Raw genomic sequence first — 26,151 nt, forward strand, 5'->3', positions numbered from 1 at the left:
GTGTAGTGGCTGCTAAAAGGTATTCCGTAAAGAAGGGAAAAGAGAAGTAGTGCTTCCATTTAAAAAGACTGGCAGATGCTGGTATTAAAGGTAAATGGGGGTGAAGCAATTCACCCCCTAATTTTGACAGTTCGTACGCTATATGGCGATTAAAACATATATAAGATGTTAGCTTCACAATTTTATGTAATTAAGATAATTTGTGGGAACTGCTGGTACCCGTCAATATTATTTTAGTTGCTGCGCACCAATTTCAAGAATTATAAATGAGACTGCTGTTCTGTTTACTGATAATGCTGTTGTTTGTTACCAATGGACAAGCACAAACCAATAATAGTAAATCACAGCTCCCCAGTTCAGTTGACTCATTACGTGTAAATGCAATAATTCAGGATGCAGCAGAAGCATGGGCAAAGGGGCAGAACAAGGAGCATGCATTGACGTTATACACTAAGGCTTATGAACTGAGTTTACAACTGAACTATTATATCGGTTGTATTAACGCACTTAATCGACGTGCTAATTTAAAACGTAGTATTTCACTGGATTTAAGCGCAATTGTAGATTATAAAACTGCATTGGCATATGGTAAAAAGATTAATAGGATCGATCTTATTTCCGAGGATTACTTGGCCTTGATGCATACATATTTTGACTTGAACCATATTGATAGTGCGTTGCAGGTTCATGTACAGCTAATGAAACTTTTAGAGCATGGTGGTTCACGGAAAGTCTTGTTTCATTCTAATTATACACTTGCAAGTTATTTGGATAAACAAGACACTGCACTTGGTGTAAAATACCGTTTTGAAGCATTGGAGATAGCGCGGGAAGAAAATGATCCCATGCTATTAGTTGAAATTTTAACGGTTATAAGCAAATCATTTTATGGTTTAAAACCTAGCAAGGAAGACAATCAATATGCAAATGAGGCGTTATGGATTGCTAATAACTCAGGTGATGAGTATCTTCTTGGCTTGGCCTTTAATACCAAGGCAACTTTGAGTTATTATTCCAATCAGATTGATTCAACATTGTTTTATTGTAAAAAAGCGATTAGTGTTTCGAAAGGATTAAAAAGCATTAATAACCGAATTTTAGCGTTACAGCAAACTGCAGATGCCTTTGAGGCCATGAAAGACTTTAAGAGTCAGCTCTATTATCTCAGGCAAGCTTATGTGTTCGCTAGGAAATACAACAATTTTAAATTCCAGATAGCCATTTGTGAGAAATTGGCTCAAACATATAAAATTCTAAATCAACCAAATAAGGCGTTTGAGTACATGGCCAAATTTGCTGCATTAAAGGATTCGTTTTTTACTGAACAAAATATTAGAGCGAGTGAAGAATTTGGTATAAAATACAAAGTGGCTGAAAGCGAAAAACTTGCAGTTGAGAACAAATTGAAAATTAGTGAGAAAGAAAATCAGTTACAAAAAAGTAAGAAATATACATGGTATAGTATAGGCGTTGCATTAATAGCAATCCTTGTTGCAATCATATTCTTTTTGAATTATTGGCATAAAAATCAGCTGCATAAGCAGCAATTGCAAGGTTTAGAGCAGGAGAAAGAGTTGCAACTGTTGCACGCCTTGATGCAAGGAGAAGAAAAGGAACGCAGCCGCATAGCCAAGGACCTGCACGACGGCGTGGCCGGTATGCTGGCAGCAGCTAAGATGCAATTAAGTAGTTTATCCATCAAGAATCGGGAGATAGCTGAACGCAAAGAGTTTCAACAAGCCTTAAAGCTTTTAGATGATTCCACTCATGAAGTGCGTATGACCTCGCACAACCTGATGCCAGAGGTACTATTACGTCATGGCGTAGATGAAGCTATTAGACGCTTTTGCCAAAATATAAGTAATGATAGCTTGCTGGATGTACGTTATGAGTCTTTAGGTGAGCCTAAACGGTACATCGATACCTTTGAATTATCTGTTTACCGTATTGTACAGGAGTTGTTAAACAATGTTGTCAAACATTCAAAAGCAACAGAAGCAGTTGTGCAGCTAAGCGAAAGCAAGGACGCCATGTTCATATTTATTGAAGATAATGGTATTGGGTTTCAACAGCCTGCTCAGAAAGAGGGTATGGGATTGCAAAGTTTGCAATCACGTATTAAAGCCATGAATGGAAGGTTTGAAGTTGGAACCTCGGGAAAAAGTGGTGTGAATGCTTACTTGGAGTTTAACACCTCAGAATTGGATGCATAAATTAAAATTCTGTAATACGCAGTAAAAAATGAGACAATCAGTAGGTTTTCTATTCATGCTTCTTCTCTCGATTCAGGCATTATCACAGAATACCGAATTAGAAAAGATACTGGCTAAGCCAGATGATACTTTAAAAGTAAGGGAGTTGCTAAACCTTGGCCGGAAGATAAGAAGTAACAGTTATGAGGACGCCGGAAAAGTATTTCAGAGAGCATTAGATCTTAGTAAGAAGATAGATTATGAGTGGGGTAAGGGTGCGTCCTTTTTAAATTTAGGCGGTGTAATGACATACCTTGGCGATATTGATAACGGCATTAGTTATGTGCAAAGGGCATATGATATCTATACCAGACTAAATAATAGTAAGGGTGTTGCAACTTGCCATAGTAGCTTGGGTGGAATGTATGCTACTAAGGGGAAGTTTGATAGTGCGATAATACATTTAATGTCGGCCTTGCAATTAATGGGCGACATTAAGCCGGGGCATGAGCATAAACAGTTATATCATAATATCGGTACACTTTATAATAGTTTAAAGGATTATTCTAATGCAATTACTTATCATGAAAAAGCCTTAGCTGTCTCTACCAGCCTTCAGGATACAACTTATATAGTGATCAGTCTGGGTAGTTTGCAAATGGCATATCGTAATATGGGTAATAATGAAAAATCGTATGATTACGCATTGCGGGCATTGCAATTAGCTAAGCAAAAGAATGATAGTAAGTCGCTTTATAATGCTTATCAGTCTTATGCAGAAATGTGTATTAAGCTGGATAAACATGACGAGGCCATTAATGCAGGCAAAAAGGCTTTGCATTATGCCTTATCCTTAAAAGACGTGGTATATCAAATTTTAGTATCAACAACGCTTGCTGAAGCTTATGAAAAGTTGGGGCAGCTTGAGAAGGCTGCAGATATATTGGAACATGCAAAAGCGATAGGTGAAAAGGCAGGATTAAAGTCGCATTTACGTAATGTTTATGCCGGATTAGCCAATATAAACAATAAGCTGGGTAATTATAAGACAGCGCTTGATGAATATGAGAAGTTTAATGCAACAAAGGATTCATTAGGCAATGAGAAAAATAAAAAGACAATTGCTGAGTTGGAAATTAAATACCAAACAGCACAAAAAGAAAGGATTCTTTCTCTGCAGCATCTTCAGATTAGTCAAAAGGAAGTACAATTACAACGGTCAAGGCAGGTTACTATCTACAGCATTGCAGCTACGCTGGTTGCTATGTTAGGTGCTGCCTTGGTGTATTTGCATTACAGAAACAAGCAACGTTTACATCAGCAGCAACTGCAGGCGATTCAGCGAGAAAAAGAGCTGCAGTTATTGCAGGCAGTTATAGAGGGGGAGGAGAAAGAACGTGGTCGTATTGCCAAAGACCTTCACGACGAGGTGGCCGGAATGTTGGCGGCGGCTAAAATGCACTTCAGCAGTTTAAGCATTCAGAACGCGCACTTGTCGGAAGCCAAAGAATACAACCAGGGTATAGAGCTGCTAAATGAAGTTACGATCCAAGTGCGTAAAACTTCACACAACCTAATGCCTGAAGTGCTGATTAAGTATGGCTTAGAAACTGCTTTGGCCAAGTATTGTGCTAATATCAGCAACGACCAAGTTCTGGTAGTGAGGTATAATTGCTGTGGCGAGGTAAAGCGATATGATTCAAGCTTTGAGTTGGCTCTATACCGTATAGTACAAGAGTTGTTAAATAATGTTATTAAACATTCCCGGGCAAAAGAAGCGTATGTCCAATTGAGCGCTTTTGACGACAGGCTTTGTATTATGATAGAAGACAATGGTGTTGGATTAAAAGGAAATGTAAAGAATGAAGGAATGGGATTGCAGAGTCTAGAAACCCGTGTTAAGGCTATGAATGGACGTTTTGAAATTCAAACGGCTAGTAGTACAGGGCTAAGCGCTTTTCTGGAATTTAATATCGAGGGGTTGGAAAAGTAACCTCATTGGTCATTTGTATTAATATTATAAGACACCTTACATGAAGTTTAAGTTTATCTGTTTTTGGATCTGTTTAAACTTTTTTAGCAGCTCGACTTTTTGCCAGGATACTGCCTGGCAAAGTATTCAAGCGGCAAATGATGATTCCGCCAAAGTAATTCGGTTGGCTGACTATGCTTATTCCTTATCATTAAAAGATGAAGAAAGAGCTTTAAAAATCTATGATGATTTAATGCGATTGAGTAAGAAGTTGAATTATCCTTACTGGATCGGCATGACTTGGTTCAATATTGCTTGTATAGATGCCAATCGGGCAAATGATAAAAAAGCAATCGATCATTTTCAGCTGGCACTTCATTACTTGAACCAAACCAATAGGATAGATCAAATTGCTTCCTGCTATCTGAATATTGGATCAATGGCGGAAAGGTTAGGTAATGTTGATTTAAAACTAAGCAGTCTGAATCAAGCTATACACCTGCTAGAGGGATCTAAGTATAGGAAATTACTGAACCATGCCTATAATAACATGGGTGCAATGTTGTTTAATCAAAATCAGTATACTAAAGGGTTCTCTTATTTCGAGAAGGCAATGTCGGCTGCTAAGGAAATTAAAGACACAAATGCTTTAGTTACAGCTTTTTTTGGAATGAGTAATTGTTCCGGTAGTGCCAAAAAATATGTAGAAGCAGAGAGATACAGTAAGGAATCGCTCCGGATAGCAACATTGTCTGGAAATAACCATCACTTGTGTGTGGCCAATACCAGCTTTTCAGAATTGTATTTGAAATGGAAGAAAGCCCCGCCTGCTATACAGTATTCAAAAGAGATTATACGATATGCAAAGGCTGATAATGATGTACAATATGAATTAATTGGACTAATGAATTTGGGGCAGGCTTATAGTCTGGCTAATGAAACATCAAAGGCGATCTATTATCTAAACAGTGCGTTGGAGTTAGGTAAAGAAAAGGAAGTTGTTATTCAGCTAGATGATGTTTATAAGTCGTTATCTGATGCATATGCTCAACAAGGTGATTATGAAAAGTCCCTAGCCAGTTATAAAAAGTATATACTGTATAGGGATAGTTCAATTAACGAAAGAAATAACAAAAACATTTCTGAACTTGAAATCAAATACCAGACTTCACAAAAAGAGAAAGCCCTTTCCCAGCAACAATTACAAATAAGTAAGAAAGAAGTGCAATTACAGCAATCCAAGCAGGTTACAACCTATAGTATTGCGGCAACACTGATAGCTATGTTAGGCGTTTCTTTGGTGTATTTGCATTACAGAAACAATCGGCGTTTACATAAACAACAACTCCAATCTATTCAACAGGAAAAAGAACTGCAACTTTTGCAAGCCGCTATGGAAGGTGAGGAGAAAGAACGTAGTCGCATAGCTAAAGATCTGCACGACGGAGTAGCAGGTATGCTGGCAGCGGCTAAGATGCAATTAAGTAGCTTGTCTTTAAAGAACAGTACATTGGCAGAAACAAAGGAGTTTTCTCAAGCTGTAAAGCTATTAGATGATTCTTGCCACGAAGTACGTATCACTTCACACAACCTGATGCCGGAAATATTAATGCAATACGGTTTGGATGAAGCCATACGCCGTTTTTGTAACAATATCTCAAATGACCATGTATTGCAAGTGCAATATGCTAGCTATGGCGAGATAGGCCGGTTTGTTATCAGCTTTGAGCTAACAGTGTATCGTATCGTTCAGGAGTTACTGAATAATATTGTTAAGCATTCTAAAGCTACAACAGCATCTGTACAACTAAGTTTGCAGAATGATTTTTTATCAATAACCATAGAAGATAATGGAGTAGGCTTTGATAAAAATGGTACACATCAAAATGGAACAGGCTTGAATAGTCTGAAGCGCCGCTTGCAGGTTATGAATGGCACACTGGAAATTGATGCTCAACAAGAACAAGGTGTTACTGCATTTATTGGAATAGAAATCAATAATTATAAATTATAAGCCATGCAAAAGATACGGATAGGGATTGTGGACGACCATCAGGTTGTGATTAATGGATTGACCACTATGCTTTCCAACTTTGATACGTTAGAAGTTGTTTATACTTCAACACAAAGTACGGATGTATTAAAACAACTCGAAGAGATAGAAATAGATGTATTGTTGCTGGATATACAGATGCCTCAGCTGGATGGAATAGAGCTGACCAAATTGATCACTAAGAATTTCCCTGCTATTAAAACCATGGTGTTTAGCAGCTTTGAGAATTCGCATTATGTAAAGCAAGCTATACGAAATGGAGCTGCAGGTTATTTGCTTAAAAATGCAGATCACCAAACCATTTCAGAAGCTATTGCTCAAGTAATGAAGGGTGAAACCTATATAGATAGAGTGGTAGAGAAAATGATGGTTAAGGAAAGTATTACAGGGCACAAGCAGTCTTCCTTTGAAGCGGTGTTAACCAGTCGCGAGGGTGAGATATTAAAACTGATTGCAGAGGAGTACACGAATCAGCAGATTGCAGATAAGCTATTTGTAAGCTTACGCACTGTAGAAGCGCATCGTTTTAATCTTACGCAAAAGCTGGGAATTAAAAACATTGCAGGCTTAACGAAGGAAGCCCAACGCAGAGGGCTTTTAGAATAGTTTCAATAAAGAAAGAAGCTGTCACATTTACGTGACAGCTTCGTTCTTTATTGAAATCGGTTACTGTTCTACAACTCACTTAGTATCCGCTGGTGCCACTTGAGCTGCTTTTATTCTTCTTGTTCTTTTTGGTTTTCTTGCTTGTGTTCATGTTGTTGTTCATATCTGTGCTAGTAGTCGAGTTAACATTGCCAGATTCATTTTGAATCTGTGTACTATTAGTATTCATATTGTTTGTTGGATTTACACCACTTGAGCTAGATGTAGTATCTACTATTGTTCCAGATGAAGTATCAGGTTTAATAGAAGAAGTAGTATCTACAGTGGCTCTTGATGTCGTATCTGTAATAATAGGAGCAGCTGCACTTGTATCCATTCTGGCTGAACTATCTGTATTCATGTTCATATTAGCTGCGCTATCCTTCGCTGGATAAGCATTGGTGCTAACATTGGTACTAACGCCTGTAGTGCCGGAACCATAATAAGCGCTATAGGTTGGAGGATTTGTCGTCATATTGACATTGGTCGTTGTAAGATTCTGATCCATGTTATTATTCATGTTCATATTGCTTTGCATAGGAGAGGCCATGGTAGTGCCATAACTTAAATCGGGTGTACCATCGGCGTTCATGCGCTGCGCACGCAATAGGCCATTATCAATAATGCGTACCAGGTAAAGATCTATTGTGCGTGGCATAGCTGCTCTACCCGTTGTATCTACACCCCAATAAGTGTGGGTCATAGTCATACTAGAGTCGCCTGTTGTGTTAGCCATAGCTGATGAGTCTGTTCCTGTTACACCAACGTTATTTGGAGGATTTGCAACGGCTGCAGCCATCATGCTATCCATAGCCGCAAGCTGAGGGTTAGGCAGTTTTACTAAAGAAATATCATACACATTGCCACCATATAGATCCATGGCTTTGCTTACTATTTCTGATGGAACGCTGCTTTGTAATACAGGTAGTGATACCATATAGCTTTCGCCCCTGGGTGAATAGTTAACGTTCATCCATTGTCCATTTTGCATGTAAGAGGCGCGCCAAAAGCCGTTGTAGGTAGGTTGCCATTGTGCGTTAGTAGCACCGGGGTATTGAGCTTGGAAGTTTTTTTGAATCGTGGGTGGCATATTAGCATATGCGTTATAATTACCAGTACTGGTTTGGTTTCCAGATACGTTGTGTGCACTGTCCATTCTGTTGTTATTCATATTGGTAGTATCCTGTGCACATATTGCCGCACTACTTCCTGCTAATATCATTGCAAGAATTGTCTTTTTCATAACTCTCTATTTTGGTTTTGATTTTTGATAACATCCTTGTTATATCAAGGATAGTGCCCGGTAAAACTGAACAATGAAAAAAAGACCGCGTATTCTTTTGGATGAATAGGATTGACAGGATTGAAGTTTGGTAGTTGAAGAGTGAAGGTGTATGTCAGCTAACGCAGCTGTGCATTTGCAACTCATTGGATTTTAAATAAAATAGGTTCGTATTTAAAAACTTGAATAGTTGAAACAGAGTGTAAATGTTGAGGTAAAGTGTTTTCTAAGTTATTATTAATTGCATAGCTGCTACACTTACATGCTCTTATATTTTTCTAACTCTACACTTGATCTGTGTCGGTAATAGTACTATAGGCATCGGTACGGTTAAGTACATTTTTTATCCCCAGAGGTTGGGCTTCCTGAGCTTTACACTCATTAAATTCAGATTGTTTACGGCCTTGCACATGACCTTCATTATTCGACAGGAAAAGACAGCTATTTTTTAAAAGGAGTGCGTTAATAGAGTTGTGCAGAGTAAGGCGGTGTGCCTACAGAGAAGGTAATTGTGCAATTTTTTATAAAATTGATTCTTATCTATTGTACGGATGAGATGGAAGTATTAACTTCAATACAACTCCTTTATTCAATGGAATGACCTTGGTCCAATCGTCTTATTGAATAATCCAAGACGTACACGTGAACATTTTACCACCACCACAAGCCACTAAAATGAACACTGCAAAACTTGATCTGCACGCGGACTCCGCTTCCGGCAATTTGAAATTGAAAGAAATTTTAAAGCGCCACAACATGCCCTACGAAGAGCGTAGGGAAGGAAATGCAACTATTATTGGTATAAAGGCCAGGGCCTTTACACAAAAAGCAGCACAACTATTTACCCGCCCTTGTGCTGATACAGCCGGTTAATAGTTTAAGCTGCATAATTTAGTGTTTACCGTATAAGAACAAAGGTTCCTTTATTCTGTACCTTTTGTTTGGTATCGCGGTTGACATAGCTAAGTGTCCATATATAAACCGATGCCGGTTGTAGCTTCCCATTCAGTTTTCCGTCCCACCCGTTTTTCCAATTTTGTGTTTTGTAAACCAACTGGCCCCAACGGTTGTAAACAGCAAATTCTACCTGTTCAGCCTTTATTGCATTTAATGGGCCGATCGTTTCATTTTTTCCATCACCATTAGGTGTAAAGGCATTTGGTACAGCTATATAGCAGCTTGTATAAATCTTTATGGGCTTTTGGACTGACTGTTGACAACCCCAAAGATCGGTGATGGTGTAATTCACATTGTAAACAGTTTCCCGACCCGGTATAGCATAGGTATGTTTGGGGTTTTCGGTAGTTGCCTGATTACCATCGTCAAAGTTCCAGTTATAGGTAAGCTGATGGCCAATAGATTGACTGGTGAACTGAATGGGTTCGTTAGGACAATTCTCATCGATCACAGTGAAGTCGGCTTTTAGTGCATTTAACAGCTGGATCTTTTGTGTGGTTGTGTCATTACAAACTCCGTTACTAACAACTAATTGTACCTGCTTTTCGTTAAAGATGGTATAGTTAGCCTGCGTGTTTTGGCTATTGCTTTCCTGGCCTTCGTCCAATTTCCATTCCCAATAATTCACACCGTCTTTTCCATGGTGAGAGTAAGATACCTTGTCTTCCGTACATCCATAATTAATGATGTAGGTGAAATCAGCATTGACAGTATCCGTTACAGAAAAGGGTAAAGAGCCTGGTAGCGTTTCCACCAAACATTCATTGATAACGGAGTTGCCATCAGAACCTTTACGCAAATTGAGCTGGAAGTTGCCAGCTGCTTGCAGTGGGGTAGCAAGTGTAACAACGATCTCTTTGGTTAAACCATTCGTACAGGTTCCGCCAGTAGCGCCAGTTACCGTGACTGGATAAGGGCCGGTTATAAAAAAGTCGCTTCCATTTGACGCTATGCTGGAGCATAACATTTCTCTTTTAAAGGAGACTTTTATTTGTTTGGGCGCACAGGCCAATGCCCCAAGCTGGTCCATTGGCGTTGGCGTTTTTGGAATAATGGTTACAGGTTGAACGTCTCCTTCTGGTACGGGATTGCCACAGTTGTCTAACAAGGTATTATTGTCTGTACCTTTTTTAGCGCTTACGGTATACACTCCAGGAGCTAGAGGAGCTGATAATTGCAATTGAATGGAATCAGTATCAAACTGCTGGCTGCAACCAATGCCAGTAGCCTTGGTGACAGTAATACCTGGAATGTTTAATATAAAGTCGGAGCCGTCTGCTGCAATACTATTACAACGGATGGGTTTGTTCAGTTTTACCCGGATTACATCTCCGTCGCAGTTGGCGTCAAGAGCTTTCAGTTTTGGGATATTAGGGTCGGTAATAACTGCTGTACCGCCTCCAAAAGAAAGGCTATAGCCGCTTTGGGTATTATCGAAATGGCTAATCAATAACAGGTAAACGTGATCTTTTTTTAGCTGTGGCTTTTTTGTGAAAGTAGGCTTGTTTGCTGCTGGATCAGAACCACATTGGATATAACTAACACCTGCATCTGATGCACCCGTATTACCTGGTGTGCCAGCCCAGTTGGCTATTACCAACAGCGAGGCATCTCTAAAAACATCATTAGGGTCACGGTTGGTAATGTCAAATAGCTGCCAATCGTAGTCGTCGCCCGGATTACTTGGAACAATCAAAAAGCCTAAGTCGCCATCCTGGTAACAGGTAAACTTGTACCAGAAAGGGTTTTTAGCGGGAAGAAAATCACACTCGCCTGGCTTCACCGGCACATTCGCATTTGTACAAAGCGGAACAGTGTTTTGTACAAAAGTGGTAGTTCCACAAACAGGAAAAGCTGTAGATGGATTTTGTCCAATAGTAGTACAGTTCTGAGCTGAAGATGAAAAACAGATCAGAAAGAATATAAAAAATAAAAAGGGCAGTCTGGTCATAATAAAGCAGCCGGAAAGCTATTGGTTATACTGTCAGTGCAAATATCAGAATCGCTGCACGGTAGAGTCCTAATGTAATGCTAAAACGCGTTCTAACCTAAGGCAAGCCGGATAAATAGTGGAAAACAGGGTGCAAACTACTAAAAGCTTCTTCTTAGTTTTTCATTTCTTTTCTTTTCAGGATTTGTTGGAGTAGGAATTCTCTCTATATTCACTTCAAACTATTGACAATGGGATTATTTAAGTCCGGTAATCCGGTTATTTCGGAAAAAGCATTTAATAAAAGTTTTGCTTTGCAAGGCGAAACAATGACGGTACGTGGTGCCATCAATAAGTTTGGTGTAATGTTTCTTATGCTCTTAGGTGCGGCCTCTTTTACCTGGAGCTTGTTCTATAAAGGGGTAGATGTAATGCCTTGGATGATGGGCTCTATGATTGGTGGCTTTGTTTTAGCGCTGGTTATCATCTTTAAGAAAGAATGGGCGCCTTACCTGGCCTTAGGCTATGCGCTTTGTGAAGGCCTGTTTTTGGGAGCTATATCAGCTTTCTTTGATTTTGCTTTTCGTGAAAGCTATCCGGGTATCATCATGCAGGCTGTACTGTTGACATTGGGTACCGCAGGTGCTATGTACGCTTTATATGCTTTTCGCATTATACAAGCTACCAATACGTTTAAGAAGATTGTTATTACAGCTACTATGGGTATTGCCATCTTCTACCTTATTGCTACTGTATTGCGTTTATTTGGTATAGAAATGCCCTACCTGCATGACAATGGTATGATTGGTATAGGCATTAGTGTATTTATTGTAGCTATTGCAGCCTTGAACCTTATTTTGGATTTTGATATGATAGAAAAGGGTGCTGCACATGGTGCCCCTAAGTATTACGAGTGGTATGGTGCCTTTGGCTTGATGGTGACTATCGTATGGCTATACCTGGAAATTTTACGACTATTATCTAAACTGGCCTCCAGAGACTAATACTGTATTGTGTTATTCAAACCTAAAAGCACCTGGCAACAGGTGCTTTTTCTATTAAGGAGGTTTCACTAATCCTTTTTTAATAGGTTTTGGCTATTCCCCACTCCATTTACGGCACCATCTTTGAAAAAAATGGGGGTAAAAGTAGTGTTATGGAAGTAACGGCAGCGGTGTTGTATGATGGTGCATTGGCACACTACGACGTAAACATAGAACGAGAAGGCGTATGCGTGGCACGCCTGGCATCTTATAAAGGCAGAAATGGGCAAAAGCCTCCGGAATTTTTAACTATACGAAAGGAAGGGCGTCATTGGATTAGTGATGAAGGTAGTCGCAACCTGGCGGAGGATATTGGGTATGCTGTAGAGATTAAAGTTCCCAAAGACGTAATGATCGAGACCGATCGCCGGAGAACAGGGGAACACCCTGCCGGTTAATTGCTATCAGACTATAAATATTTGTAGACATTGTTCTTGTAGGTAGTCAGGTCTCCTTCGGTAGAAAAGGAGTCAAACTTTTCGCGTTGGCCATTGGGATTTTGGCGGACCAGTATAACCGTGCCGCCGCCCACTACCACGCGTTGGGCTCTTTCAAAAATATTGTCCAGCGCATCTCTATCGTTTAAAGTTTGCAACTCTTCAATATGACTTACATTGATCACATAATCCTGCATAATACGCTTAATGGCCTTTTGCTTGAAAAGCAGCAAAGGTATTCATTGGCGAGATTGCCGCATAAAAAAACCACTTGTTGCCAAGTGGTTTTCTATGTTTTGGGTTAATCATTATTTCAATTTGATAACAGGGCGTAGCTTATAGCCGTCCGTTTCTTTTTTTATAGACAGCAGTGCATCAAAGTCAATCAGCAGATTCTCAATGGTCGCATTCAGCTTTTTGTTGACTTTGATCTTAAGGCCCGATTCGGAGCCGCTTGGAATAGTGAGTGGATAGGTTTGTCCAGCTTCTGTAATACTGTTGTTTTCTCCTAATACCAGGCGGATTTCTTTTACAACATCAGTAGGATAAGTACCTTGAGCAATTAATGTATCTACACCATTTTGAAGGTCGAGTAGATTGTAAATACCGGGCTTAGTGTCCATTGCTACCCAACTGGCGGTGTCTTTGTCAAACTTGATGTTTACTTGTTTGAGGTCAATATTTACTTCATCCAGTTCCGTAGGGGCATCTGTCATGCGTAATAGAACGGTGGATTCTTTTTCTTTCTTACAAGCAAATAAAGTGATAGCTAGCACTGAGGAAAGAACAATGTGTTTCATTTTCATAGAGTGGTTAGTTTATAAAACAAATAAAGCGGGTATTTTCCTATAGGTTAGCTTTTACTGTAATGGAAATACTCTTACTGCTTAAACATTGCGTATATGTACAACGGTGATTAGAGTGGATTTACGCATCCAGGTTTAAGCGGCCTATTAAAAATTTTTTTCTGCTTGTTAATGCTTGATTTTTAGTCGTTTATGCTACAAGGAAAGAGTCCTTTCAAAAAAATATTTGTTTTATATTTTTTCCTTCTTTTAAATTTGCATCAGTTCTTTTTTACGACATCACTTATCAAGAAAGGCTGAGGGATATGGCCCAATGAAGCCTTGACAACCTGTCTTGCGACAAGCAAGATAAGGTGCCAACTCCATCACGCGGATTAGCGTGACAGATAAATGAGATCAAGCTTTCAACATATTCCACAACATATTTGTAAGCTCTTCCCATTTATCGGAAGAGCTTTTTTTATGCCCTTCCGGTAAGTCTTTTTTGATAGGTGTTTTTTATTTCTAAAACCTTAAAATCAAAAGAGATGAGCAATACAAAAATTATTCACAGCATACCGATAGATGAACTAACAGGCGCTATTTCCGTTCCTATTTATCAAACATCCACATTCGTTCAGGAAGCACCAGGTGTAAACAAAGGATTCGATTATGCCCGTACAAACAATCCTACAAGAGCAACGTTAGAAAAAGTCATTGCGCAATTGGAAGAAGGTGCCGTAGGTGTAGCCTTTGGTAGTGGTCTTGCGGCTATTGATGCTGTGGTAAAACTGCTTCAGTCTGGTGATGAGATCTTGGCAGTCGATGATATCTATGGCGGTGCGTTTCGCTTATTCACCCAGGTGTATGAAAAGTTTGGTGTTACAGTCAACTATGTTGACAGCACAAATGCTGAGAATGTATTTAACGCCATTACGCCTAATACAAAATTGATCTGGATTGAATCGCCTACTAATCCAACATTAAAAGTATCTGACATTGCAGCCATCGCCAAGATCGCTAAGGCGTCAGGATGTTTACTTTGCGTGGATAATACTTTTGCATCCCCCGTATTACAAAAACCTCTTTCGCTGGGAGCTGATATTGTAATTCATTCAGCAACAAAATATTTGGGCGGTCATAGCGATTTAATTGCTGGCCTGGTGGTTACAAAAGAGCAGGCGTTAGGCGCAAAGATCAAGTTCTTGCAAAATGCCAGTGGTGCTATACTTGCTCCATTTGATAGCTGGCTGGTAATTCGAGGTATTGAGACATTAGGTCTTCGCGTAAAACAACATTGCCTTAATGCGCAACAGGTGGCGGAATATTTGCAAACGCTTCCGCAAGTGGACAACGTATTTTACCCTGGCTTACCTACACATCCGAATCATGAAATAGCTAAGCAGCAGGCGAAAGGGTTTGGTGGTATCATCTCCTTCACATTAAAAGACGACACAGAAGAAGCAGCTATTGCTTTTGTAACCAGCACACGCTTGTTCAAGCTGGCGGAAAGTTTGGGTGGTGTAAAAAGCTTGCTTTGCCATCCAGCAACCATGACGCATAAATCTATTCCTGTTGAAAAGCGCCAGGCTGCAGGTGTAGCTGATAGCTTGATCCGCCTATCTGTAGGACTGGAAGAAGCAGAAGACCTGATTGAAGACATCGCTTTTGCTATAAAACAAACTAAGGTGGCCTCTTTTCAAAACGCATAAAAAAAAGGAACGATGAGTAAACAGTTGACTGTAGGATTATTTGGCTTTGGAGTAGTGGGCGAAGGTATTTACCAGGTGTTATTACAAACACCGTCCTTGCAAGCCGCTATCAAAAGAATTTGTATCAAGCATCCGGATAAAGTAAGAAATGCTCCGGCAGATTTATTTACAACAGATTACAACGCCATATTGAATGATGATGCGATCAATGTTGTGGTAGAATTAATTGACGACGCCGACGAAGCGTATAAAATTGTAACAACAGCATTGCGAAAGGGTAAGCATGTGATCAGTGCCAATAAAAAACTGATTGCAGAACATCTGCAGGAGATCCTGGAGCTACAAGAGCAATCGAATGCTTCATTCCTTTATGAAGCGGCTGTATGTGGTAGTGTGCCTATTATCCGCAACCTGGAAGAGTATTATGATAACGACTTGTTGCAAAGTGTTTATGGTATTGTAAATGGATCAACCAATTATATACTAAGTCGCATTGCCTCAGATGGGTTGACGTACCAGGAGGCGCTGCTACAAGCGCAGCAATTGGGTTTTGCTGAAAGCAATCCGTATCTGGATGTTAGCGGCCGCGATGCTGTAAACAAACTTAGTATACTATTGACACATGCTTATGGTGTATTAGCCAAGCCCGATAAACTTCTATATAAAGGCATTGATCATTTGCAAGCTGCCGATATTCATTATGCAAAAGAGAAAGGGTATAAGATAAAGCTGGTAGCGCAAGCAGTGAAAGTAGGTGCGAATAAAATTGCAGCTTTTGTATTGCCGCAATTTGTAACTACCGACAATCAACTCTATAATGTAAATAATGAGTTCAATGGCGTAACACTGGAAAGTAAGTTGGCTGACCGTCAATTCTTATATGGCAAAGGTGCGGGGCGCTTCCCCACATCATCTGCAGTGATCAGCGATCTTTCGGCTTTGCGTTATCAATACCGTTATGAATATAAAAAGCTTAACAGCCCTGTTGAACATACTTTAACAACCGACTACTTTCTGAAAGTATATGTTGGTTTTGAAAGTTGGGCAGATATTAATAAATGGGACTTTGAGTCGATAGAAGCTCTCTATAGCACTGAACATCGACAGCATCTGATTGGTCTTATCCATGCTGAAAAATTAGCAGAGGCTGAATGGGCAAATGCTGAAAATGTATCTGTTATTGCCTGCCCTGAAGCTATCGTACAGAAAGAAGCCCTGGTGAAAAAATCACTGAAAAAGATAAGCCTGCAACTGGCAGGAGTTAATTAGTGATCACTAAAGATCGGGAATCGGCTATCGGGAGTCGGCAAACAGCAATTGAGAATGGGGAGATGCTTTTCGAAGTAAATCCTTTCAAGGGCCTGTTTAGGAAGATTCTCTTCCGATTACCGATTGCCGGTGCACCTTGTTTAATTTTGCACTCTCTATAATTTAAGGTTTAAAAGAAAGCCCCGCTAAGCGGGGCCTCTTTTTCTTAAGTTGAATTAGTTAAGAGACGGCGTATTTATTATACAGTCTTCCTGTGATAAGGGCAAGGTGAAAGAAATGGTACTGCCATTTCCAATTTTACTTTCAATAAAAAGTTGTCCACCATTGCGGTTCAGAAAGTCCTTGCAAAGCATAAGACCTAAACCAGTACCAGTTTCGTTGGCTGTGCCTTTAGTGGTAAAGTAGTTATTGGTATTGATTTTCTTTAAATCTTCTGAACTGATGCCGGTTCCTGTATCTTCCACATATACTTCTATAAAGTCGTCGCAATGATTCACGCCTACTTCAATACGCCCGCTTTCAGGTGTGAATTTGATGGCATTGGAGATCAGGTTGCGAAGTACAAGGCTGATCATTTCTCTGTCAGCAAATGCGTATACGGCTCCTTTGTTATAATGTTCCAGGTGAATATTTTTAGACACGGCCTGTGAGTGCAAAAGTTGGATGACCTCTTTGATAAGTAGTTGCACATCTACTTCTTTACTTTGAATAGAGTAAGAGGTCATTTGTGTTTTAGCCCATTGCAGCAGATTCTCCATTAATCCCACCGTGTAATTCAGGTCTGCCACTACTTGAGGCACAAATGCTTTCACTTCTTCTGCAGGTATATTCTGTTTTTCAATCTGGGTGAATAAACTGCGCAACGCATAAATAGGCGTTTTTAAATCATGTGCGATTACTGAGAAGAGTTTTGTCTTTAACGCATTCAGTTCAGCAAATTCATTTTTCTGTTGCTGTATATCACGATTAATATGGTGTAGGGTTCTGTTGCGGCGCAGTAAGCGAAACTGGTAGCTATTATTTTCACGTTTAATCAAGAATAAGCCATGATAGATAAATATTACAGCTAAAGCTTGATTGAAGCGATACATACCCAGGTTGGCAGTAGCCAGTCCATATTGGCGTTGGTGCCATATTACGGTGAGCATGTAATAGCTGACCATTGAAAAACCGATGGTAAACAGTATATGTCCAATATCCCGTAAGAAGAAAACAGATAATATGCCGTACAGCACAAAGAACAATTCATTGCCAATGTTCATACCATTAAGGTATACTACACAGGTTAGAAAGGGGTAGAGTGCGAAGTACATGATCAAGGCAATTTCATGTAACTGCCGGTGGTTCAGATATAAAACCAACACGCTAGCCATTGCTGGTAAGCACGCAACGATAAGCGCGGAGTAAGGAAGATATTGATTGCCTATCAAGCCTATGGCTGGAACAAGGATACCCGTTACTAATTGGAGGAAGTTAAGCAGGTTGAAAATGCCAAGCTTCCGTTTCTCGTAATCATCCATACCAGCTGTGTACCCAATCAGCTTAACGCGATGGATAAATTGAGACGTAATGGGCATGATACGCTCCAGGTGAAAGGCAATGTCAATCGTTCGAAGCTTTCCCTGCAAGGAATGCAGGCGATGCAAAATAAATTCCATAGGCAAACGCAGTTAGCGTCGCGACAAGATAAGTAAACTTTAATGATTACTTAAATGTATTGTAGGCGGGTTAAGGGTTTGTAGTTAAATCGTGGTAGTTAGGCTTTGTAAAACGGTCTTATATTACCGGGGCCTGCCTGCGGTTATTACTTAGAGGAGCTATTTGGCAGTGGCCACAAAAATGATGGAATAGTACTTGTAACCTATTAATCGACTGGGAAATATTCTAGTTTTGACCGCCGCTTCCTGCTTAGGCGGTTTGTACTTCCACTAAACGCTATATAAATTATGAATCACCAACGCTGCTTACACTATGTTTTAGGTCTTTTACTGTTAGTAATCACCTCTTTTTCGCCAGTATGTGCACAGGATTTCAGAGTCTTAACACCGGTTGAGTCTGCTTATTTTAAAAAAGTAAATGACATCATACGCAAGACCATGCCTACACAGATCGGTACGATGAAACTTGTTCAAATGGACTTGGTGGATGCCAGCACCACTGAAAAAACAATGCTTGCTGAACATCCGAAAAATAAGGGGCCCTATAGATTGGGTTGTTCTATTGAATATGGTAAAACAATTGACCAAGTAAAAACAGACTCCAAGCTGGAAGAAGCCATTAACAAGGCCTTGAACGATGGTAATGAAGCAAAAGAAAGAGAACTGAATGATAAGATGTCACAAGTGGTATCCGAGCAGCGCTGCCGTGTAGACATCATGATAAATTACGATTTACTCAATTTCAATTATGTAAAGGGCAAGGTGATACCTATGCCGATAAAGGATGCTGTAGCCTATCGTAGCCTGTTTACGGAGGATGTAGGGGAAGGCGTTACCTATTTGATAGGCACCTATGTAGGTGTAGGCGAATTTAAAGCAGCTAAAAATCAACCCTTCGAAGGAACTGATGGAGGTGTTTTTGAAGCAGAAGCAAAAAAAGAGGCTACTGAGGAAATGACCATTGAAAACGTTGTATTTCGGATTTATGCCGCTCCAGCTATTGCCGACCAGCTAATTAAACAAATGGATATTGCTGGTTTGAAGGCTATCTTGGGTAAAAAGCTAACTCCCTAATAACTGACAAGAAAGAGATAAAAGGCGCATGATCATGCGCCTTTTATTATTGGGATCATTGCCATTTATAGGATACTCTTTTCCCAGACGAGTCTCACTTCCTGGCTTTTGTGTTGCAGGTGTGGACTTGGCGGCCATGCACCAGCAGTCTGCTACTTCTTATGGGGCAAACCCACATCCTTACGCCGTTCTTGGTGTTGAGGCGAAGGGTATGAGTCTGGCTTACCAACAACTTTTACTGTCAGGCATAGTTTTCCAAAAGAATTGGAGCTTATTAAGTTCAGTTGTTGGTGCAACATCCGAACAAGGGCTAGGAGGAACACCAACAATGGCGTAAAAGGCCTGTGCTTCTGATGAAAAGCGCCTAATCAGTGATGAAAAATATTTGCCCAACAAGGACTCTTTAGAAATCTTTCTTATATTAATGTGATATAACCGAAACCTCCATTTATGCTAATGCTAGCCCGGAAAAATGATAAAGCCAGTTCAGTCCCTCTTTTTAAAAAAAATCATCTCACTGGAAAGTTGATTTTTAATTTGCTCTTCCTCTTCATTTTTTCATTTTTATCTTCAGCACAAACCATAGGTTCTAAAGTTTCGTTTAAGGGTACCGATGGAAGAACTTATACCGGTATCATTAAGGAAATAAAAGGTAACCAGTACAAAATAAAATACGATAGTTACGATTACGAAGCCTGGGCTCAGCAGAGTCAGTTCACCCTTTTAAATAATACCAATGCAAATATCATCAGCATCGGTACGAGGATTTCATTTCCCGGAACAGATGGAAAAACATATACAGGTATTATAAAAGAGATACAGGGCAACCAATATAAAGTAAAATATGATGGTTACGACTTTGAAGCTTGGTTACAGCGAAATCAATTCACGGTGATCGGGGAAAATACTATAGCCACACCTGAAATTAAGCAACCTGCAAAAAATGGTGATTGGAAAGTAGGCGATAAAGTAGAAGCGTATGATATGTATAAGGACAAGTGGTATAATGGAACAATTACTATTGTTTTAACTGATTATAATCCGCAGCAGTGGCGGGTAACGTTTGATAACCCGAAGGAACACACGTTTGAATACTTGTCATTAACAGCTCAGCAAATAAGACCTAGAGGAATAAGGGGCGCCGCTTTTACATTGAATACCCGTGTTGATGCCTATTATGCTTCCGGTACACCCAAAGGAAGAGCCACGATTATTGAGATAAAAGATAACGGAAGGTATAAAGTGCACTACGACGGATGCGGTGCATACCGCGACGAAGAAGTGGACTGGAGCCAGGTTAAACCGGAGTCTACTGTTTCATCAAACCACACTGACATCACAGCCCTGTATGGCAAATGGGCTATGTTTGTGTATGGTTACCCAAACACCGTAATTCATGGAGACAATGTTTACAGGGAGTATAGTATGGGTGCGAAAGCACCTCCGCTGCAAATAAATGCTGACGGTACTTATGTGTGGTATGATGAATACAATAAACCTCCGGTAAAAGGAAATTGGGCAACACATGCAAAGATTGAAGGATTAACAATGGGTACAGAAGCTGAAAATGGAATTGTGCTTAAGGATTCACATGGTGTTCTCTGGAAAATTCATAAAGACAGGCAGGACCACATTGAGGCTAGAACCATGTGCAGTGGAACAACACAAGGAGGAACGAGAATTAGATAAAAATTAATTTAATTAAGAGTAGACAGCTTCTTTTCCCCGACGAGTCTCACTTCCTGGCTTCTGTGTAGCAGGTGTGGACTTGGCGGCCATGCACTAGCAGTCTGCTACTTCTTATGGGGCAAACCCACATCCTTACGCTGTTCTTGGTGTTCCATCGGGCTTTGTGCTGTGGCTGCATCAACAGCAAAACGTACATAAATCTTATGGACAAGATGTAATTAAATATATACCTACGGAAAAGCCCCTTTTTGAAGGGGCTTTCTATTTTAAAGAATAAAGTATTACATACTTCCTTTTTCCGGACATATATCCGCTGCGTTGCTTTGTTCAGTTGCACAGACCCAGCGTAGAAGACGGATACAAGAAAGCTTGCAATCTAGTCCTAATGACCACCGCCGTGTCCCTTGTCAGGCGCAGGGCTGGGAAAAGGAGACACGGCGGGGACCCAAGATGAAAAAGTTAACACTTACTGAGTAATTGAATATTATAAATGCTGTAACTAGCGAACTTATTTATGAGGGTGCGTTGCATCCAAGGGTTAAAATGTGTTTCATATACCTATAGATAATATAAATGTAATGGTCAAGGAAAGCAGGCTCCTTCCAATTTTACGATTTAGACAATCTAAGGATTTCGTAAAAGCTTCACTTGAAAGCATACAGGAGAGAAACAAGTTATTTATGCTATCATTACAAAAGTTCTAATTGGAATTAGAGGAGACGTTATAAATGGATAAGCGTGTTTTAAATTATGATCATAAGTTAGTATTAGAGAATGGTAGCGTTCTGGAAGGTTTAACAATTACCTATCATACTGCTGGTGAACTAAATGAGAAAAGGGATAATGTTATATGGGTATGCCATGCCTTAACTGCCAATAGTGATGTAAGTTCTTGGTGGCCAGGTATGGTAGGAAAGGGATGTGTACTAGATACCGATAATTATTTTATCGTTTGCGTTAACATTTTGGGCTCTCATTATGGTACCACCGGGCCACTTCATACATGTCCGAACACTAAAAGTCCTTATTATCATAGTTTCCCACTTATCACTATTCGTGATATGGTACAAGTGCAGGAAATTGTGCGTCAACATGAACAGATATCAAAGATTCAATTATTAATTGGAGGTAGTATGGGGGGGTATCAAGCACTTGAATGGAGTGTTATGTATCCTCAGGTAATTCAGAAAATGGTACTGTTAGCTACTTCAGCTCATGAGTCATCTTGGGGGATAGCCATTCATACAGCCCAGCGTATGGCTATTGAAACAGATACGACTTGGCTTGAAAAAACGGATACGGCCGGTAGTAAAGGGTTGGCAGTTGCCAGGGCAATTGGGATGCTAACATACAGAACGTATGAAGCCTTTGAGAGTACCCAGCGAGATGAAGATATTCATATGACTGATGGTTTTAAAGCCGCGAGTTATATGAGATATCAAGGCGAAAAATTAGTAAAACGATTTAATGCTTTTAGTTATTACATTTTAACGAAAGCAATGGATACGCATAATTTGGCCAGAAATAGGGCTGAAAGTATTGAAGTTGTTCTGCAAAACATTAGTATACCGACATTAGTTATTAGTATACACGAAGATTTGCTCTGCCCACCACAAGAACAGAAATATTTATATGAAAACTTACAAAGTGCTTCATTAATTAGTATAAAATCTAGCTTTGGTCATGATGGCTTTCTCATTGAGACCCATCAAATAAGTAAGCATATAAAAGATTGGTTAAACAACTATTCCTTACATCAACCACCTATAGAAAAGAATACTGACGAGGTGGTGAAAATAAAAAATTGAATCTATGGAGCTTCATCCGGTTACACAACTTATTCGCACCCAAATCGAGCAAACGGGTGAAAAGGAGCATTCATCACCACTCTTCTTAACGAGTTCTTTTTGCTTTGATAATGCAGAAAGCATGCGTGCTACTTTTGCTGACGAAACAGATGAAAACATTTACAGCCGTTTCTCGAATCCAAACGTCGATGAGTTTGTGCAGAGGATTTGCATTCTAGAGCAAGCTGAAGATGGGTTTGCTACCGCATCTGGCATGAGCGCAGTATTTGCTTCTTTCATGGCATTGCTAAAAAGTGGAGATCATTTGCTTATTTGCCGTTCTGTTTTTGGTAGTACACATACTGTGGTGGCAAAATATCTTCCAAAGTACGGGATTGAATACACCTATGTTGAAGCGGATCGTATTGAAAGTTGGGAGGCTGAAATAAAATCGAATACGAAGATGATTTATCTGGAAACGCCTACCAATCCTGGCCTTGATATTATCGATCTGGAAGCTGTATCGAAATTAAAAGAGAAATACAACTTGATTTTAAATGTAGATAATTGCTTTGCCACACCCGTTTCTCAAAAGCCAATTTGTTTGGGTGCTGATTTGGTAGTGCACTCTGCTACAAAATGGATAGACGGCCAGGGCCGTGTATTAGGTGGAGTAGTAGTAGGGAAGAAGGAACTGATTAACGAGATCTATTTGTTTTGCCGTGCTACGGGACCTTCCTTATCGCCTTTTAATGCATGGTTACTAAGCAGGAGTTTAGAAACATTAGATGTTAGAATGGAACGGCATGCGGCGAATGCATTATTTATTGCTTCAGAACTAGAGGGGCACAAAGAGTTAGCATGGGTAAAATATCCTTTTCTACCAAGCCATCCGCAGTATGAAATAGCGCGCAAACAGATGCGCGATGGTGGCGGGATATTGTGCTTTGAATTAAAGGGAGGTTTAGAGAAGGGGCGTCAATTTCTGAATCGGCTTCGACTCTTATCATTAACGGCTAATCTTGGCGATACGCGCAGTATTGCTTCTCATCCTGCTAGCACAACACATGCGAAACTAACAGAAGAAGAAAGAGCAGCCGTAGGTATTACTCCAGGACTCATACGCATTTCAATTGGTCTGGAACATCGGGATGACATTTTATTTGATATTACTCAAGCACTTGATAATTGAACATGATAAAAAAGGGCCACAATTTATGAAAACAACTACTATTTGGAAAGGTGGGAAATCCTACGAAAGCATACATCCCAATAAGTCAACTATCCATATTGATGCTGCTGGCGGATTTAATCCCAAAGCACTTTTGTTAAGTGGGCTGGCAAGTTGTTCGGGCGTTGATATTGTTGATATTTTAGAAAAGATGCGGGTACCTTTCGCTGATCTAAAGATAGAAGTAGAGGCCGATCAGACAGAAGAGTATCCACGTGTATTTAAAGATATCAATATTGTGTATTCAATCGCAACCGATGAAGAGAACAGGGATAAGGTAATTAAAGCGATAGATCTTTCTTTAGAAAAGTATTGTGGTGTAGCAGCTATGTTGAAAAAGAATTCAAAAATTAATTATACCCTTACGATCCAAGCGGTTTAAGGATATGATGTTCTAACGGCCGCCGCCGTGTCCGTTGCCACGCGCAGGGCTGGGCAAAGGAGACACGGCGGGGACCGAAAAAACAGAAAAGCCCCTTCTTGAAGGGGCTTTTCTTTTATCAAGACTATAGATGTTACATACTTCTTCTGTACTGACCACCCACTTCATACAACGCATTAGTGATCTGACCCAGCGAGCAATACTTCACCGTCTCCATCAATTCAGCAAACAAGTTGCTGTTGTTGATCGCTGCTTCTTTTAATCGCTTTAGACTCATTTCGCTCTTCGCCTCATTACGCTTCCAGAAGGCCTGCAGGTTTTGGATCTGCTGCTCTTTTTCTTCCTTGGTAGAGCGGATCACTTCGGCTGGTAATACCGTTGGTGAGCCATTCTTATTCAGGAAGGTATTTACACCAATCAGCGGCAATTCACCCGTATGTTTTTGGTGCTCGTAATACAAGCTTTCTTCCTGGATCTTGTTACGCTGGTACATGCGCTCCATAGCGCCCAATACACCGCCGCGTTCAGTAATACGATCAAACTCAGCGAGTACTGCTTCTTCTACCAGGTCAGTTAATTCTTCGATGGCAAAAGAACCTTGGATGAAGTTTTCTGTTTTGGCAGAACCCAACTCGCGGTTGATGATCAACTGGATGGCCATGGCTCTACGTACACTCTCTTCTGTAGGTGTAGTAATAGCCTCATCGTATGCATTTGTGTGTAGCGAGTTACAGTTGTCGTAAATCGCATATTTGAAGGCTAACGTGTCCATTTTGCCAACTGATGTCAAAGAATTGACGGTTTATCCATTCTGCTTTAGCGCCCGCAATGAACCTCTGTATTTTTCGGAAAAAGCCTGTGATACTCCGATTCTACATTCTATTAATAGTACTGGTTGGAAGCACTGGCATTCAGGCCCAAAAGGATTATAAATGGGAGCGGGAGCATCCAGGGGCACTACTAAAGCCCAAGGCAGACCCTGTTGCCGGCTTTAGGGCTACATCCATCTTTGATGTTCTTAATCAAATTCCATTGTTGAATAAACCCCGAGGGTTTGAAGTACGGGAAGGCGCTTCAGCGCGCTTGCATGGAAAGATTTATAAAGGTTACTTAATGGTAGGCCTGCCTTTATACTACCGTTGGGGCAATGGTCCCTTGGAGAAACAAGGCGAGTACTACATGGCCAATATTTATATCAACGACCGGGAAGAGCTGCGGAATATTTATAGTTTTTTACTTAGTGAAGAAACAGACAAGTTGAACCTACCACCAATATTTACGGATACGTTTGCGGTATCTTATCAAACTATCAATGGTTACTCTGTGGGAGTTTCCAGAAGCCGGGTCAACCAGAACTTATATATTCTAAACCCGCGTAAGCGTCCTTGCTTTATACCAACCACTAAGGAACAATTCATTAAGCTTTGGATAGGTAAACTAGGCCTTGATATAGCAAAGGAAAAGGGAAATATGGAAGAGACAAAAGGCTTTCTTAAAGACGTAAAGGGCAATGCCGAGGCGGAAGCCAACATGCGGCAGACAATTAAGTTATCAGAACTGTGGTTAGATTTTTTAGTAGAGAAGAAAAAAAGGTATGAACAAAAGCTAGCCTCTTTAACCGCAGCAGAAAAGCAAGCGCCGGCTTATTGTGCCATGCCAAAAGATATGGCTGTTTTGCAAAAGAAAGGGTTTTATGTAAATAAGGTTACGGGAGACCTGCCTAATGAACTGGCAGATGGAATTGAGGCTGAAAGTACTTCTCCCGTATTTCAATTCAATCCAGACTTCTTTGATCCTAAGCTGCCTAAAACAGCCTTTCAGTTAATTGTAATTAAAGACGGTTTTCGGCAAGGCTGGAACGAGGGACCCTTAATGCCATTAGTGCAGGAGGACTTCTTTCCAAAAATAGATTTTAAGCTGCTGGAAGCATTGATGTATAAGTGATGGTATTGATTTGTATTTATCTATTAGAATCAATAGAAGCTAGGTTCGCATTGCTGCTACAAATTTGTTTCGATTTTGATTAATTATCAATCGCAAATGGAACAAGGAG

General features: G+C 40.2%; 22 protein-coding genes and 1 riboswitch. Of the genes, 16 read left to right on the top strand and 6 right to left on the bottom strand.

All coding sequences use genetic code 11. From position 1 onward, the window contains the following. Window positions 1–299: 299 nt before the first annotated feature. From SY85_RS19765 to SY85_RS19780, 4 genes are read left to right on the top strand one after another with little or no spacing between them, the layout of a single operon-like run. A complete protein-coding gene (locus SY85_RS19765; protein ID WP_158513009.1) occupies window positions 300–2,213 on the top strand; it encodes a sensor histidine kinase in 1,914 nt (637 codons plus the stop codon). A 28-nt stretch (window positions 2,214–2,241) separates the two neighbouring features. Further along, the gene (locus tag SY85_RS19770; RefSeq protein ID WP_082886623.1) at window positions 2,242–4,185 is read left to right on the top strand and encodes a tetratricopeptide repeat-containing sensor histidine kinase; all 1,944 of its coding nucleotides are present in this window, start codon (window positions 2,242–2,244) and stop codon (window positions 4,183–4,185) included. Window positions 4,186–4,225: 40 nt separating this feature from the next. After that, complete coding sequence (locus SY85_RS19775) at window positions 4,226–6,178, top strand: ATP-binding protein (RefSeq protein ID WP_066406780.1); 1,953 nt, start codon at window positions 4,226–4,228, stop codon at window positions 6,176–6,178. A gap of 3 nt (window positions 6,179–6,181) precedes the next feature. Further along, window positions 6,182–6,823 (top strand): response regulator, encoded by a 642-nt coding sequence (locus SY85_RS19780; RefSeq protein WP_066406782.1) that lies wholly within the window; start codon window positions 6,182–6,184, stop codon window positions 6,821–6,823. A gap of 79 nt (window positions 6,824–6,902) precedes the next feature. Here SY85_RS19780 and SY85_RS19785 read toward each other — a convergent pair whose 3' ends face one another. After that, entirely contained in the window at window positions 6,903–8,105 is a 1,203-nt protein-coding gene (locus SY85_RS19785; protein ID WP_066406788.1) for a hypothetical protein, read from the bottom strand. Between the two features lie 714 nt (window positions 8,106–8,819). Here SY85_RS19785 and SY85_RS19790 point away from each other — a divergent pair. Continuing rightward, window positions 8,820–9,017, top strand: coding sequence for a hypothetical protein (locus tag SY85_RS19790; RefSeq protein WP_066406790.1), 198 nt, complete (start codon window positions 8,820–8,822; stop codon window positions 9,015–9,017). A gap of 25 nt (window positions 9,018–9,042) precedes the next feature. Here the strand turns inward: SY85_RS19790 and SY85_RS19795 are convergent, their stop codons facing one another. Beyond that, a complete protein-coding gene (locus SY85_RS19795) occupies window positions 9,043–11,052 on the bottom strand; it encodes a T9SS type B sorting domain-containing protein (protein WP_082886624.1) in 2,010 nt (669 codons plus the stop codon). A gap of 230 nt (window positions 11,053–11,282) precedes the next feature. Here SY85_RS19795 and SY85_RS19800 point away from each other — a divergent pair, with 230 nt between their 5' ends. Continuing rightward, entirely contained in the window at window positions 11,283–12,035 is a 753-nt protein-coding gene (locus SY85_RS19800; protein ID WP_066406795.1) for a Bax inhibitor-1/YccA family protein, read from the top strand. 152 nt (window positions 12,036–12,187) lie between these two features. Further along, window positions 12,188–12,472 carry a hypothetical protein gene (locus SY85_RS19805; protein WP_066406796.1) on the top strand — a complete coding sequence of 95 codons (285 nt, stop codon included), beginning with the start codon at window positions 12,188–12,190 and terminating at the stop codon, window positions 12,470–12,472. An 11-nt stretch (window positions 12,473–12,483) separates the two neighbouring features. Here SY85_RS19805 and SY85_RS19810 read toward each other — a convergent pair whose 3' ends face one another. Next, window positions 12,484–12,744 (bottom strand): hypothetical protein, encoded by a 261-nt coding sequence (locus SY85_RS19810; RefSeq protein WP_148661246.1) that lies wholly within the window; start codon window positions 12,742–12,744, stop codon window positions 12,484–12,486. A gap of 75 nt (window positions 12,745–12,819) precedes the next feature. After that, window positions 12,820–13,317, bottom strand: coding sequence for a DUF4382 domain-containing protein (locus SY85_RS19815; protein ID WP_066406798.1), 498 nt, complete (start codon window positions 13,315–13,317; stop codon window positions 12,820–12,822). A gap of 280 nt (window positions 13,318–13,597) precedes the next feature. After that, window positions 13,598–13,710: riboswitch (SAM riboswitch) on the top strand. A 134-nt stretch (window positions 13,711–13,844) separates the two neighbouring features. Here SY85_RS19815 and SY85_RS19820 point away from each other — a divergent pair. Both SY85_RS19820 and SY85_RS19825 read left to right on the top strand, forming a co-directional pair. Continuing rightward, window positions 13,845–15,008, top strand: coding sequence for a trans-sulfuration enzyme family protein (locus SY85_RS19820; RefSeq protein ID WP_066406799.1), 1,164 nt, complete (start codon window positions 13,845–13,847; stop codon window positions 15,006–15,008). Between the two features lie 12 nt (window positions 15,009–15,020). After that, window positions 15,021–16,277 carry a homoserine dehydrogenase gene (locus SY85_RS19825; protein ID WP_066406801.1) on the top strand — a complete coding sequence of 419 codons (1,257 nt, stop codon included), beginning with the start codon at window positions 15,021–15,023 and terminating at the stop codon, window positions 16,275–16,277. Window positions 16,278–16,492: 215 nt separating this feature from the next. Here SY85_RS19825 and SY85_RS19830 read toward each other — a convergent pair whose 3' ends face one another. Further along, a complete protein-coding gene (locus tag SY85_RS19830; protein WP_066406803.1) occupies window positions 16,493–17,935 on the bottom strand; it encodes a sensor histidine kinase in 1,443 nt (480 codons plus the stop codon). Between the two features lie 288 nt (window positions 17,936–18,223). On the opposite strand from SY85_RS19830, the gene SY85_RS19835 reads away from it, so the two are divergent. The 6 genes from SY85_RS19835 to SY85_RS19860 all read left to right on the top strand — a co-directional run bounded on the left by SY85_RS19835 (window position 18,224) and on the right by SY85_RS19860 (window position 24,098). After that, the gene (locus tag SY85_RS19835; RefSeq protein ID WP_066406806.1) at window positions 18,224–19,009 is read left to right on the top strand and encodes a hypothetical protein; all 786 of its coding nucleotides are present in this window, start codon (window positions 18,224–18,226) and stop codon (window positions 19,007–19,009) included. Between the two features lie 34 nt (window positions 19,010–19,043). Further along, on the top strand, window positions 19,044–19,346 hold the full coding sequence (locus SY85_RS19840) for a hypothetical protein (protein ID WP_066406807.1): 303 nt from the start codon (window positions 19,044–19,046) through the stop codon (window positions 19,344–19,346). Window positions 19,347–19,459: 113 nt separating this feature from the next. After that, complete coding sequence (locus tag SY85_RS19845; RefSeq protein ID WP_066406810.1) at window positions 19,460–20,698, top strand: hypothetical protein; 1,239 nt, start codon at window positions 19,460–19,462, stop codon at window positions 20,696–20,698. A gap of 728 nt (window positions 20,699–21,426) precedes the next feature. After that, window positions 21,427–22,506 (top strand): homoserine O-acetyltransferase MetX, encoded by a 1,080-nt coding sequence (gene metX, locus SY85_RS19850; RefSeq protein WP_066406812.1) that lies wholly within the window; start codon window positions 21,427–21,429, stop codon window positions 22,504–22,506. Window positions 22,507–22,510: 4 nt separating this feature from the next. Continuing rightward, window positions 22,511–23,677, top strand: coding sequence for a trans-sulfuration enzyme family protein (locus SY85_RS19855; RefSeq protein ID WP_066406813.1), 1,167 nt, complete (start codon window positions 22,511–22,513; stop codon window positions 23,675–23,677). Window positions 23,678–23,702: 25 nt separating this feature from the next. Further along, window positions 23,703–24,098, top strand: a complete 396-nt coding sequence (locus tag SY85_RS19860) for an OsmC family protein (RefSeq protein ID WP_066406816.1) — start codon at window positions 23,703–23,705, stop codon at window positions 24,096–24,098. A gap of 133 nt (window positions 24,099–24,231) precedes the next feature. Here the strand turns inward: SY85_RS19860 and SY85_RS19865 are convergent, their stop codons facing one another. After that, complete coding sequence (locus tag SY85_RS19865; RefSeq protein ID WP_226998908.1) at window positions 24,232–24,888, bottom strand: methylmalonyl-CoA mutase family protein; 657 nt, start codon at window positions 24,886–24,888, stop codon at window positions 24,232–24,234. A 38-nt stretch (window positions 24,889–24,926) separates the two neighbouring features. On the opposite strand from SY85_RS19865, the gene SY85_RS19870 reads away from it, so the two are divergent. After that, complete coding sequence (locus tag SY85_RS19870) at window positions 24,927–26,042, top strand: hypothetical protein (protein ID WP_066406818.1); 1,116 nt, start codon at window positions 24,927–24,929, stop codon at window positions 26,040–26,042. Window positions 26,043–26,151 lie beyond the last annotated feature (109 nt).

The sequence above is a fragment of the Flavisolibacter tropicus genome (assembly GCF_001644645.1).
Classification (GTDB): Bacteria; Bacteroidota; Bacteroidia; order Chitinophagales; family Chitinophagaceae; genus Flavisolibacter; species Flavisolibacter tropicus.